9 protein-coding genes are annotated in these 12,943 nt (G+C 67.0%); 4 read left to right on the top strand and 5 right to left on the bottom strand.

The genetic code is table 11. The features are described 5' to 3' along the window. The first annotated feature begins 52 nt into the window (after window positions 1-52). The 3 genes from glmS to S2M10_RS03060 all read left to right on the top strand — a co-directional run bounded on the left by glmS (window position 53) and on the right by S2M10_RS03060 (window position 4,029). Window positions 53-1,876, top strand: a complete 1,824-nt coding sequence (gene glmS, locus S2M10_RS03070; protein ID WP_168844794.1) for a glutamine--fructose-6-phosphate transaminase (isomerizing) — start codon at window positions 53-55, stop codon at window positions 1,874-1,876. A 207-nt stretch (window positions 1,877-2,083) separates the two neighbouring features. After that, window positions 2,084-2,860 carry a DUF2334 domain-containing protein gene (locus S2M10_RS03065; RefSeq protein ID WP_168844793.1) on the top strand — a complete coding sequence of 259 codons (777 nt, stop codon included), beginning with the start codon at window positions 2,084-2,086 and terminating at the stop codon, window positions 2,858-2,860. Continuing rightward, window positions 2,860-4,029 carry a glycosyltransferase gene (locus S2M10_RS03060; RefSeq protein ID WP_168844792.1) on the top strand — a complete coding sequence of 390 codons (1,170 nt, stop codon included), beginning with the start codon at window positions 2,860-2,862 and terminating at the stop codon, window positions 4,027-4,029. Before S2M10_RS03065 ends, S2M10_RS03060 begins: the two co-directional genes overlap by 1 nt. Before the next feature lie 34 nt (window positions 4,030-4,063). Here S2M10_RS03060 and S2M10_RS03055 read toward each other — a convergent pair whose 3' ends face one another. Further along, entirely contained in the window at window positions 4,064-4,693 is a 630-nt protein-coding gene (locus S2M10_RS03055) for a twin-arginine translocation pathway signal protein (RefSeq protein ID WP_168844791.1), read from the bottom strand. A gap of 78 nt (window positions 4,694-4,771) precedes the next feature. Further along, complete coding sequence (locus tag S2M10_RS03050) at window positions 4,772-5,986, bottom strand: histidine-type phosphatase (protein WP_168844790.1); 1,215 nt, start codon at window positions 5,984-5,986, stop codon at window positions 4,772-4,774. Window positions 5,987-6,217: 231 nt separating this feature from the next. Between S2M10_RS03050 and S2M10_RS03045 the strand changes: the two genes are divergently transcribed. Beyond that, window positions 6,218-8,995, top strand: a complete 2,778-nt coding sequence (locus tag S2M10_RS03045; RefSeq protein ID WP_168844789.1) for a TonB-dependent receptor — start codon at window positions 6,218-6,220, stop codon at window positions 8,993-8,995. 298 nt (window positions 8,996-9,293) lie between these two features. On the opposite strand, the gene S2M10_RS03040 is transcribed toward S2M10_RS03045, so the two are convergent. Genes S2M10_RS03040 through cysD form a run of 3 tightly spaced genes read right to left on the bottom strand, consistent with a single transcriptional unit; the run spans window position 9,294 to window position 12,861 of the window. Continuing rightward, on the bottom strand, window positions 9,294-10,028 hold the full coding sequence (locus tag S2M10_RS03040; RefSeq protein ID WP_168844788.1) for a 3'(2'),5'-bisphosphate nucleotidase CysQ: 735 nt from the start codon (window positions 10,026-10,028) through the stop codon (window positions 9,294-9,296). Beyond that, the gene (gene cysN, locus S2M10_RS03035) at window positions 10,010-11,923 is read right to left on the bottom strand and encodes a sulfate adenylyltransferase subunit CysN (protein ID WP_168844787.1); all 1,914 of its coding nucleotides are present in this window, start codon (window positions 11,921-11,923) and stop codon (window positions 10,010-10,012) included. The genes S2M10_RS03040 and cysN overlap by 19 nt, the downstream gene beginning before the upstream one ends. Continuing rightward, the gene (gene cysD / locus S2M10_RS03030; RefSeq protein ID WP_247650586.1) at window positions 11,923-12,861 is read right to left on the bottom strand and encodes a sulfate adenylyltransferase subunit CysD; all 939 of its coding nucleotides are present in this window, start codon (window positions 12,859-12,861) and stop codon (window positions 11,923-11,925) included. The genes cysN and cysD overlap by 1 nt, the downstream gene beginning before the upstream one ends. Window positions 12,862-12,943: the final 82 nt, after the last annotated feature.

Raw genomic sequence — 12,943 nt, 5'->3', positions numbered from 1 at the left:
TCTAGGCGCGACCGCCCGCCCGCGCTAGGGCGGGGGCAGGAGGACGGATGCGATGTGCGGAATCGTAGGAATCGTGGGCAGGGAAGACGTCGCCGAGCGTCTGTTCGAGGGTCTCAAGCGCCTGGAATATCGCGGCTATGATTCGGCCGGCATCGCGACGGACGTAGACGGCAGGATCGAGCGCCGCCGCGCCTCGGGCAAGCTCGTCAATCTCGGCAAGGAACTCGCCGCCAACCCGCTGCCCGGCACCACCGGCATCGCGCATACCCGCTGGGCGACGCATGGCGGCCCGACCACCAACAACGCCCACCCCCACGCCACCGGCGAGGTGGCCCTTGTCCACAACGGCATCATCGAGAATTTCAAGGCGCTGCGCGAGGAACTGACCGCGCGCGGCCGCAGCTTCACCAGCGAGACCGACACCGAGGTCGTCGCCCATCTGGTCAGCGAAAAGGTCGAGGCCGGCATGGCCCCGGCCGATGCAGTGCGCGAGGTGCTGCCGCGCCTCCACGGTGCCTTCGCCCTCGCCATCCTGTTCCGCCAGCATCCCGATCTGCTGGTCGGCGCGCGGCTCGGCTCGCCGCTGGTCGTCGGCTATGGCGAAGGCGAGACCTATCTCGGCTCGGACGCGCTGGCGCTGGCGCCGCTCACCCAGCGCATCGCCTATCTGGAAGAGGGCGACTGGGTCGTCATCACCAAGGACGGCGCCGATATCTTCGACAAGGACAACAATCCCGTCGAGCGGCCGATCACCATCTCGGGCGTCACCGGCGAGCTGATCTCCAAGGGCAACCATCGGCACTATATGCTGAAGGAGATCTACGAGCAGCCGATCGTCGTGGCGCAGACGCTGCGCGCCTATCTCCAGCGCATGGAGGAGCAGGTCACGCTGCCGATTCCGGACTTCGACCTCTCGGCGATCAAGCGTGTCACGATCGTCGCCTGCGGCACCAGCTATTATGCCGGCATGGTGGCGAAATACTGGTTCGAACAGTTCGCCCGCGTGCCGGTCGACATCGATGTCGCCTCCGAGTTCCGCTATCGCGCACCGGTGATGGAAGAGGGCGGGCTGATGATCGTGATCAGCCAGTCGGGCGAGACCGCGGACACGCTTGCCGCGCTCCGCCATGCGCGCAGCGAGGGACAGACGATCGCCGCCGTGGTCAACGTGCCGACCAGCACCATGGCCCGTGAGGCGGATCTGCTGCTGCCCACCCATGCCGGTCCGGAGATCGGCGTTGCCTCGACCAAGGCGTTCAGCTGCCAGCTGGCGGTGCTGGCAGCCCTGGCGGCCAATCTCGCCAAGGCCAAGGGCAAGCTCGACGCGGCCGAGGAACGCCGCATCGTCCGCCATCTGGCCGAGGCGCCGGCCTCGCTCAACGCCGCGCTCGCCTATGACGAATCGATCCAGGCGATGGCGGGCGTGATCGCGGCGGCGCGCGACGTGCTGTATCTCGGGCGCGGGACGGACTATCCGCTGGCGCTGGAAGGCGCGCTGAAGCTCAAGGAAATCAGCTATATCCATGCCGAGGGCTATGCCGCCGGCGAGATGAAGCACGGGCCGATCGCGCTGATCGACGATGCCGTCCCGGTGATCGTGATCGCGCCTTCGGGCCCGTTGTTCGACAAGACCGTCAGCAACATGCAGGAAGTGCAGGCGCGCGGCGGCAAGGTGGTGCTGATCTCGGACTATGACGGCATCCAGGCGGCCGGCGACGGCTGCATCGCGACGATCACCATGCCCAAGGTCCACCCGCTGATCGCGCCGCTGGTCTATGCGGTGCCGGTGCAGCTGCTCGCCTATCATGTCGCGGTCGCCAAGGGCACCGATGTCGATCAGCCGCGCAACCTCGCCAAATCGGTGACGGTGGAGTGATAGGCGGCTAACGCTCCACCCGGAGGGGGGGGGAATGCATGCAGGCCAGCCCGTAGCGCCGAGTTGTGACGGCGCCGGTGCGGGTCGATGCAAGTCGCGTCGTCTAACGCTTTAAGTTTCAAGCGTTCAAAAAAGACGAAATTCGGCCCGCTTGCCGCCCCGTTCGGGCGGTCTATATCGCTCGCACCTGCAGCAAAGAACGATCGGATGACCGCAACTACCCGCCCTCAAGGGCCCCAAGGCCCCAGCCTGCTTGCATCGATCCACGATGTCGGGCCCCGATCCGAGGGCGCGGTGGACCAGCTTTCCGAGCTGTTCCTGCAGCATATCGGTGCGCCGCGCTATGCGATGCTGGTGGTGCCGGACCATTGGGGATCGGCACCGCTGGTCCCGGGCAGTCCGTTCGCCACCCGGCTGCGCGGCTGGGCCGATGCCGGTATCGAGATGTTCCTGCACGGCTGGTTCCACAAGGATGTCTCCGAGCATGCCTCTGCCGGCGCTCGGTTCAAGGCCAAGCACATGACGGCGGGCGAGGGGGAGTTTCTCGGCCTCGACTATGCCACCGCACGCGACCGGATGGTGCGAGGCCGGGCGCTGGTGGAGGACATTATCGGCCGCCCGGTCACCGGCTTCATCGCACCCGCCTGGCTCTATGGTGACGGCGCCCGCGAGGCGCTGCGCGACCTCGACTTCGCGCTGGCCGAGGACCATTTCCGCGTCTGGGCGCCGCAGCAGCAGGATCGCGTGCTGGCGAAGGGCCCGGTGATCACCTGGGCCAGCCGCAGCAAGAGCCGGATCGCCTCGTCGCTGGCGGTGGCCGCGCTCGCCCGCGCGCTGCTGCCCCGCCGCCCGGCAATGCGGCTCGGCGTGCATCCGGGGGATGTCACCGTACCCGCGCTGCTGCAGAGCATCGACAAGACGCTGGCTGCGCTGACCAGAGGCGGCCGCTTCGGCCAATATCGCGAACTGCTGGAGACGCATTGATGCGCATCCTCGACGTCTGCGCCTTCTACAGCCCCTATGGCGGCGGCGTGAAAACCTATGTCCGTCGCAAGATGGAACTTGGTGCCAAGCTCGGCCACGAGATCATCATCCTCGCCCCCGGTGAGCGCGAGGAGATATTGGAGGAGCGCGACGGCGCCATCTTGGCGACGATCCCGGCGCCGCTGCTGCCGCTCGACCGCCGCTATCGCTATTTCGACGACGAGCCGGCGCTGCACGCCGCGCTCAAGCGCTGGCGGCCCGATTTTGTCGAAGCGTCGTCGCCGTGGCGCAGCGCCTCGATGGTCGCGCGCTGGCAGGGGTCGGCGGCGCGCGCGCTGGTGATGCACGCCGATCCGCTGGCCGCCTATGCCTATCGCTGGTTCGGCACGATCGCCAACCGCGAGACGATCGACAAGGGCTTCAGCTCCTTCTGGCAGCATCTCCGCCGGCTCGACGACGGGTTCGATCAGGTGGTGACGGCGGGCCAAGGGCTTGCCCGAAGGTTGCGCGAGGGCGGCCTCACCAAGGTGGTGACGATCCCGATGGGTGTCGAGCCCGGCTATTTCAGTCCCGCATTGCGGGACGAAGCGCTGCGCGCCGAGTTGCTCGCGAGCTGCGGCCTGGGGCCGGAGGCGACGCTGCTGATCGGCGTCGGCCGGTTGGCGGCGGAGAAGCGCTGGCCGATGGTGATCGAGGCGGCGGAGGCGGCGGCCGGGCGAAGTCCCATGGGGCTGATCCTGATCGGCACCGGCACCGCGCGCTCCAAGGTCATCACCGCGATCGGCCGCAACCCGCACGCGCAGCTGTTCGAGCCGACCAGCAACCGCGAGCAGCTTGCCCGCGTGCTGGCGAGCTCCGACGCGCTGGTCCATGGCTGCGAGGCCGAGACCTTCTGCATGGTCGCCGCCGAAGCGCGGGCGAGCGGCCTGCCGCTGATTGTGCCGGACGAGGGCGGCGCCGCCGATCAGTTCGTCGAGGGGCAGGGCATGCTGTACCGCGCCGCCGATCCGGTATCGCTCCGCGATTCGCTGACCCAGTTCGTCGAGACGACGCCGATGTTCCACCGCATGCGCGCCGCTGCCGATGCGCCGGGCACGCGGACGATGGACCAGCATTTCGAGGAGCTGTTCGCCAGCTACCACGCCATGGCCTATTCGCGCGCCGCCTGAGGCGCCGTGAGCAGCGGCAGGGGGCCGTCGCCGGTCAATTGCCCGCCGACTTCGCGTTCGATGCCGCCGCAACCATGGCGTCCCAGCGGTCCCAGTCGATGGAACGGCCTGGATAGGCGACCCGGGTAAATGGCCAGTCCCGCCGAATCCAGTCGGTCACCCACGCGTACAGCGCCGCATCGAACCCGGCGTCATATTCCGCCTTGGTCACCCACAACCGCACGACCGCATCATGGCCGGGTACCGGGCTGGGCGAGACATACACCGATCCCCGTTCTCGCCGGCCGTTGGGGGTGAGCACCGCATAGGCGAAGGAGTGGCGGTTTCGGAACCGGGCCTGCTCGGCCGCCATGTCGCGCATCGCATCGGCATCGGTGATCCCGGCGTGCGGCCAGTCGGTGCCGCGGGTGAAGGTCCGCTGCAGATGCTCGATCGACGACATATAGGCGTCGTAATCGATCTTCACCAACGCCGGCCCGAGCGGGACCAGCTTGAAGGTTTTCGCTTCCACCAGCGTGGGCGGGTTGACGTTCGCCGGGATGAACGGTGATGCGCGCTCGGCCTCGGGGCGCGCCGCCGGCATGGCCGGCTGCTGTGCCCATGCCGGCGTCACCGGACCAATGGCCGTGGCGGCCAGGATCAGGCTACGAACCATCGTCTTCATGCAGTCGGCCTCCCGCGCGGTGGATCGCGCGTTCGGATGCCGGCAACCATGGGGCGTTTACCCCATCGCTCCGGCCGCCTAGCTGCGCGCGGCGGCCGTCGCCGCTTCCAGCCGCTTCAGGAAGCGCGGCAGCGGGCAGCGATGCTGGGACCCCTCGTCGCAGCCCCTCAGCCGCAGCGGTGTCCATACCGCGCGCTCGCGGGCGGCGCGCATGTCGGCGGCGCTCTGGCTGCGATACCAGAGGCGGACCGCCTGCCGCCCGTTCGGCGCCCGGACCAGCGCGATGGCGATGCCGCCACCCGGCGAGGGGTCGTTGGTTGCGAAACCCGGCGCCTTGACCGGTACGCCCAGCACTGCGGCCAGCGCCGCGACATTGGTGTCGTGGCCGATCAGCACGTCGATCTTCGGCGCAGCGGCGTCGGTCAGATCGCGGGTGATCCGGTCCACCGTCGGTGCCATCTGGAACGCTGCCATATAGGGCGGGCGGCTGTACACGTCGAACAGTGCGCCGTGCACCGCGCCCAGCGCTTCCAGCCGCGCCGGTGTCGCCCGGCCCCAGCCGACCTGCGCCATCGGCATGCCCTCCAGATATTGTAGCATCAGTACCTGGGCGGTGCCCGAGGCGGCGCGGATCGGGCCCTTGAGGTCCACACCATGGCCGTCCGCGCCAGGCCGTACCGCCGAGGGTTCGACCGGGCTGCACGGTGCGGCGGAGCAGGCGAGTATCTGTTCCAGCAATTTCAGTCCGGCTGCATGGCGTTGCGTCAGCGCATCCGCGCCGCCGCTGTAGCGCCGGATCGATTCCACCGCGCGCTGGGCATCGAACGCTGCGGGATGGGCGCCGAGCGGCTCGAAGATCGGGTCGTTCTCGCCCTCCGGCTTGTGGCCGACGGGTAGCGCGCAGCTGGGGGCGAAGCCCACCGCATAGGCTGCGCCGCTGGCGATGGTGCGCGGGGAGCTGTTGGTCCAGAGGCGAACCGTTGCCGGATCGGGGCATCCGCGCGCCGGGAGCAGTCCCGCGGCGGCAAACCAGCGCCGGTCGGCCCGCGCGAGCGCGCTCAGCGCCGCGGCACCATGCGGCGTTACCTGCTCGGCCGGAGCGCTCCAGCGCGGCCATGGCTCGCCGGTACGCGTGCCGGGCGGCACCTCCCCGCCGAGCGGCGCGCGGACGCCGTGGCGCATCAGCAGCACCAGTCGCTCGATACGCTGTGTCTTGGGCGGGGCTGCCTGCGCGACGGCGGGCAACAGGGCGAGCGCGGCGGCGGTGAGGCGCAGGGTGGGGGACGCGAGCATCGGCTCATGCCTAGCCGCGCCGCGTGAAAGCTGTGTGACTAAAAAGAATACCAATTATAAAATTGGTATTGTTCAACGATTTCCGCATTTTACGTTGCAGTGCAGCAATTTTGTCATCGCAAGGTACGGGATTCGCCACGAGCAGGACGTGGAAGTGCAGTCCCATAGGGTTAGCGGCGACAGTGACCAGTCGACACAGGCTGGCACCAAATTCAATGAGGGACATAACCAATGGGACACTGGAACAAGCGCATCGCGCTGCTCCTGGGCGGGGGCACGGCTGCATTTCTCGCGCAGGGTCCTGCGCTGGCGGCAACCGTGCGCGATGATGTCGCGGCGAGCGCAGCGCCGGACAATGACGATCAGGTGCGCGAAAACGAGACCATCGTCGTCACCGGCCAGCGCGCCGCGATCAAGAGCGTGCAGGAGGAACAGGTGAAGAGCCCGTCGCTCGTCACCATCGTCTCCGGCGAGGAACTGCGCGCGCAGCCGCAGCAGAACCTGGCAGACCTGCTCACCCGTCTGCCTGGCCTCAACTCCTCGGTCGATCAGTCGCGCAACGCCGCCGCGACCGGCGAGGCGCAATATCTCTCGATCCGCGGCCTAGACACCGCGTACAATGCCTATGAGCTCGACGGCGTCCGGCTGGCGCAGACCGACGCGCGCACCCGTGCGATCTCGATGAACCTGCTGTCGCCCTTCGCGCTGGCCGAGGTTCGCGTCGACAAGGCGCCAACCGCGGCGCAGGACGGCGACGCCATCGCCGGCGTGATCGACCTGCGTACCGCTTCGCCGTTCGATTTTGGCGCACACCACTTCCAGATCCAAGCGCAGGGCCTGATCGCCGGCCGTGCCGCCGCGCGCGATCAGGATCCCTGGGGGGGCACGATCCAGGCCGAGACGGCGCAGCGCTTCGGCGATCTGGGCATTTTCGCGTCGGCCTATTATGGGCGGAAGAACAACTTCGCCGAGGCGGTGGCTATCCATCGCGACTATGTGAAGGTTGACGGCAACCAGCCCGGCGCGGTTCGCGACAATCTGAACAACGTCATGCCGGTGGGCGTGCTCTGGAACGTGTTCCAGAACCGGATCGAACGCTTCGGCGGCACGGTCAATCTGGAATGGAAGGGCGACAGCACCGATCTGTACGCGCGCACCACCTATGGCGAATATCGCCTGAAGAGCTGGATGGACCAGACCGCGGCGCGCAGCTCGAACCTCACGGCCGGCCAGACAAACCCCAATGCCGGCAGCACGCTCGGCGCCAATTACGATGCCGCGGGCTATCTGGCGCTCTACGGGCTGGGGGGCAGCAACTATTTCCGCACCGAGCACAGCAATCAGCGGCTGTTCACCACCAAAGTGGGCGGCGAAACCCGGCTGGGCGACCTGACGCTCGATTATAACGGCGCCTATTCGCGGGGCGCGACCAGCTACCCGCTGCGGATCCAGGCGAGCTGGCGCAGCCCCACCTATATCGGCGCCAACGCCACGGGTCCGGCGACCTACAAGCTGATCACCGGCCTGGCGGATCGCACCAACCCGCAGGTGGTGCTGAGCGACGCCGCGGGCGCCGCCATCACCAATTTCGACACGTTCGCCCAGGCCTATACCACGGCGCAGTTCGAGGATGCGTGGGAGTCCAAGCTGGAAGGGCGGCTGGACGGCACCTGGCGCTTCGGCGACCACGGCCTGACGTCAGTACAGGCGGGCGGCAAGTACGAGGCCTCCAAGCGCTATTCGAACAGCCTCGGCGACGACGGCGCGCTGCAGTATAATTTCACCGCCAACGATCCCAACCTCACCAGGCTGAGCGGGGTACCCGGCGAGCGGCTGAACGGCTTCATGAAGAACGTACAGGTGCCGTTCTTCATTCCCGACCGCAATTGGGTGGAGGCGCAGAACGCCAGGCTGTCGCTGTCCAAGCTGCCAGGCATCGATCCGGTGAAGCTCAACGAGAACCGGCTGGACGGCAAGGAGCACCGCGCCAGTGGCTATGTGCTCGCCAATCTTGCGTTCGGTGGCCTTACCCTCACGCCGGGCCTCCGCTTCGAGCACAACTGGTTCCAGGGCCGGTACTGGCAGACGACCAGCAACAGCGCTGGCTTCGTCACCAGCGAGCGCAGCTACGACCAGTGGCTGCCGAGCCTGATCGCCTCCTATCGGCCCGGTGCGAACACCGTGTATCGCTTCTCGGTGCGCAAGAGCTATTCGCGCCCGGCATTCGACCTGCTGCTCGGGCCGACCAGCATCTCGCGCGACGATACCGGGCGGATCACCTCGATCTTCGTGCCGAATCCCAATCTCGACGCGGTGGAGGCGTGGAACGTCGATACCTCGATCGAGCATAAGGGGGCCGGTACCGATCTGTTCTCCGCGGCGCTCTACTACAAGCGCCTGAACCATGTGATGTTCTCGACCGGCTCGACCAACGCGAGCGGCGACCTCAACGTGTGGACGGGGCCGGACAAGCAGCTTTCGCCCGACGGCGTCGAGATCGAGACGCTGGATACCAGCGGCAAGGGCAGCGTGTACGGCGTGGAATTGTTCGCGCGCTATAGCCTGAAGGGGCTGCCGGGCATGCTGGACGGCCTGGGCTTCCAGGGCAACGTCACGCTGCAGCGGGCGGATGCGACGGTCTATGTGTCAAACGGCTATCGTCGCCAGCGCATGCCGCAGGCACCGCAGGTGATGTTCAACACCGAATTGTTCTGGGTGCATGGCGGCTTCAACGCCGCGCTGAACTACGCCTATACCGGCAACAAGCTGTATGATCTTCGCTCGTCGCAGCCGGACACCTATGTCCAGCCGGTTTCGACGATGAACGCGATCTTCAGCTACACGCTGAACCAGCACCTGACCGCCGGCGTGTCGGTACAGAACCTGCTCAATTCGCACAGTTACTGGACAACGGCGGGGGTCGGCAAGGCGCTGCTCTCGGTGGATCGCAAGGGCGGCTATGTTGAGGTGGGCCGCACCTATATGTTCAACCTGTCCTACGCGTTCTGAACAAAAAGGCCGGTCCGCCAAGGGAGGGAAACGGACCGGCCCATCATGCGCAAGCAGTTCTCTCACACTCGGAAAACAAGTCGGCGGCCCACTGGGGGGATCGGTTCGTGGAGGCGCCGACTTGTTCCAGAATGGCTAGGTTCTGCGTCAGTTCAGAACCGGCCGATACGCTGTTACCGGCGAAGGGAGCGGGGGGAAGCGCTGCCGATCGCGTGCCCTTCAAATAGCCATGCCGCGGCGCGGCGAACATTCGGGGCGACCCCCATCCGGGTTTGCCCGTAACGCTTTCTCAACGATGCTAACGATTGCAGTCCCCGACTGCCGCCAACACCGGCGCCGCCCATTCGCGGCGGCATATCAGCAGGTCCGGCACGCTGGTTCCGGCCTGATTGTAGAGGATCGCAGATCCGTCAATGCGGGAGGCATGCAGCCCCGCCGCCAGCGCAACCGCGACCGGCGCGCAATTGTCCCATTGATGTTGCCCGCCCGAATGGAGGTAGATCTCCGCCTCGCCGCGCACGACCGCCATCGCCTTGGCACCCGCCGAGCCCATGCCGACATGTACCGCGCCGATCGCCGCTCCGACATCGGCGCAGAGCTGGCTGGCGCGCGTGCGGCTGACCAGCATGCGCGGCGGCGTCTGCGCGGGGGCGAGCGCCGGCGGCGTGTCGCTGGCGAGCGTCATCCCCAGACGGGGAAGGGCAACTGCGCCCACCGCCGGTTTGCCGTCGATGGCGAGCGCGATGTGCACTGCCCAGTCCTCGCGGCGCTCGGCGAATTCGCGGGTGCCGTCGAGCGGGTCGATGATCCACACGCGGCTGCGGCCGAGCCGAACCGGATCGTCGGCGGACTCTTCGGAGAGGATCGCGTCGTCAGGCCGGGCAGCGCGCAGCCGGTCCAGGATCAGCGCATTGGCTTCCTGGTCCCCGCGCGCGCCGCCAGCGCACTCGCCCTGAATGCGCAGCAGCAGCGCACCGGCTTCCTCGGCGATGGCATGGGCGAGCTGGGCGTCGTTCACAGCATCGGACTCCATACGCCCATGATCGCCTCGACGATCTGCTCGGCTGCTTCCTCGGGCGTGGTGCGGGTGGTGTCAATGCGGATCTCCGGTGCGAGCGGGGCCTCATAGGGGCTGGAGATGCCGGTGAAATTGGCGATCTCGCCGGCGCGCGCCTTTTTGTAGAGCCCCTTCACGTCGCGGCGCTCGGCCTCCTCGATCGGGGTGTCGACGAAGATTTCGAAAAACTCGCCGTCGGGCAGCAGCGACCGCACCATCGCCCGTTCGGCGCGGAAGGGCGAGATGAAGGCGGTCAGCACGATCAGGCCGGCATCAGTCATCAGCTTGGCAACCTCGCCGATGCGGCGGATGTTTTCCACCCGGTCTTGGTCGCTGAAGCCGAGATCGCGGTTGAGGCCGTGGCGGATGTTGTCGCCGTCGAGCAGGAAGCTGTGCTTGCCCAGCGCGTGCAGCTTCTTCTCGACCAGATTGGCGATGGTCGACTTGCCCGAGCCGGAGAGGCCGGTGAACCACAGCAGGCGCGGCTGCTGGCCCTTTTGCTGGGCATGCGCCTCGCGGGTGATCTCCACCGCCTGCCAGTGGACGTTCTGGGCACGGCGCAGCGCGAAATCGAGCATGCCTGCGCCGACCGTGGCATTGGTCAGCTTGTCGATCAGGATGAAGCCGCCGAGATCGTGGCTCTCGGCATAGGGTTCGAACACGATGGCGCGATCCGTGGCGATCTCGGCGACGCCGATGTCGTTGAGCGCCAGCGTCTTGGCCGGGGTGCGCGCCATGGTGTTGACGTCAATCGCATATTCGGGCGCGCGGATCACCGCGCTGACCGTCTGGGTGCCGAGCTTGAGCCAGTAGGCGCGGCCGGGCAACAACTCGGCCGGATCCATCCAGACCAATGTCGCCTTGAACTGATCGGCGGCCTGGGGCGGGGCATCGGCGGTGGCGATCACGTCGCCGCGCGAGCAGTCGACTTCGTCGGTCAGCGTCAGCGTCACCGATTCGCCCGCCACCGCCACATCCCTGTCGCCGTGCATGGTCACGATCCGCGCAACGGTGCTGGTGCGGCCGGAGGGCAGGATGCGCACGGGATCGCCGGGGCGGACCGTGCCGCCCGCGATCAGCCCGGCAAAGCCGCGAAAGTCGAGATTCGGGCGGTTCACCCATTGCACGGGCATGCGGAACGGCTTGATGCGATCGATTTCCGCGTCGACTTCGACCGTTTCGAGATGGTCGAGCAGCACCGGCCCGCCGAACCACGGCATCGCCTCGCTGCGCGTCGTCACATTGTCGCCCTGGAAGCCCGAGATCGGGATCGCCGTGAAATTCTGGATGCCGATCGACTGGGCGAAGTCGGCATAGGCCTCGACGATCCGGTCGAACACCGCCTGGTCATAGTCGACCAGATCCATCTTGTTCACCGCCACCACCAGATGGCGGATGCCGAGCAGATGGGCGAGGAAGCTGTGCCGCCTGGTCTGGGTCAGCACGCCTTTGCGCGCGTCGATCAGGATCACGGCGAGATCGGCGGTCGAGGCGCCGGTCACCATGTTGCGGGTATACTGCTCGTGGCCAGGGGTGTCGGCGACGATGAACTTGCGCTTCTCGGTGGCAAAGAAGCGGTAGGCGACGTCGATGGTGATGCCCTGCTCGCGCTCGGCGGCGAGGCCGTCCACCAGCAGCGCGAAGTCGATCGCCTGGCCCTGGGTGCCGACGCGCTTGGAGTCATTCTCCAGCGCCGAAAGCTGGTCCTCGAAGATCTGCTTCGAATCGTAGAGCAGCCGGCCGATCAGCGTCGACTTGCCGTCGTCCACCGAGCCGCAGGTGAGGAAGCGCAGCATCGACTTGTGCTGGTGCAGTTCGAGATAGGCCGAGATGTCGGAAGCGATCAGCGCGTCGGGGCGATAGGCGGTCATCAGAAATACCCCTCCTGCTTCTTCTTCTCCATGCTGGCGGCCTGGTCATGATCGATCGCGCGGCCCTGGCGTTCGCTGGTGGTGGTGAGCAGCATCTCCTGGATCACGCTCTCCAGCGTGTCCGCCGTGCTCTCCACCGCGCCGGTGAGCGGGTAGCAGCCGAGCGTGCGGAAGCGGATCGAGCGTTCGACCGGCACTTCGCCGGGATTAAGGCGGAAGCGGTCGTCATCCACCATCAGCAGCATGCCGTCGCGCTCCACCGTTGGGCGCGGGGCGGCGAAATAGAGCGGCACAATCTCGATGCCTTCGGCGAGGATATACTGCCAGATGTCGAGCTCGGTCCAGTTGGACAGCGGGAAGACGCGGATGCTCTCCCCCTTCGCCTTGCGGGCGTTGTAGAGCCGCCACAGCTCGGGGCGCTGGTTCTTGGGATCCCAGCGATGCGAAGCCGTGCGGAAGCTGAAGATGCGCTCCTTGGCGCGGCTCTTCTCCTCGTCGCGCCGGGCACCGCCGAACGCTGCGTCGAAGCCATATTTGTCGAGCGCCTGTTTGAGGCCCTCGGTCTTCCAAAGATCGGTGTGGAGCCCGCCATGGTCGAACGGGTTGATCCCGCGCGCGATCGCCTCCGGGTTCTGGTGGACGAGCAGTTCCATGCCCGCCGCCGCCGCCGAGCGCTCGCGCAGTTCGTACATCGCCTTGAACTTCCACGTCGTGTCGACATGGAGCAGCGGGAAGGGCGGTGGGGCCGGATAAAAGGCCTTGCGTGCGAGATGGAGCATCACCGCGCTGTCCTTGCCGATCGAATAGAGCATCACCGGGCGCTCGGCCTCGGCAACGACTTCGCGCAGGATGTGGATGCTCTCGGCCTCGAGCCGCTGAAGATGGGTCAGCGCGGGCGGGGATGCGGTGGCGATATCCATGGTGCTCGTTTGCAGCATGGGAGGGCATGTAAAAAGCCCGGCGGCACCGTGCGATCTAGTTATTGTTTAGCGGGGCATACCCGCCCCCGCCGATGGGTCG

This window comes from Sphingomonas sp. S2M10 (genome assembly GCF_012650175.1).
GTDB lineage: Bacteria > Pseudomonadota > Alphaproteobacteria > Sphingomonadales > Sphingomonadaceae > Sphingomonas.
This window is presented reverse-complemented; position numbering and strand designations above follow the sequence as displayed.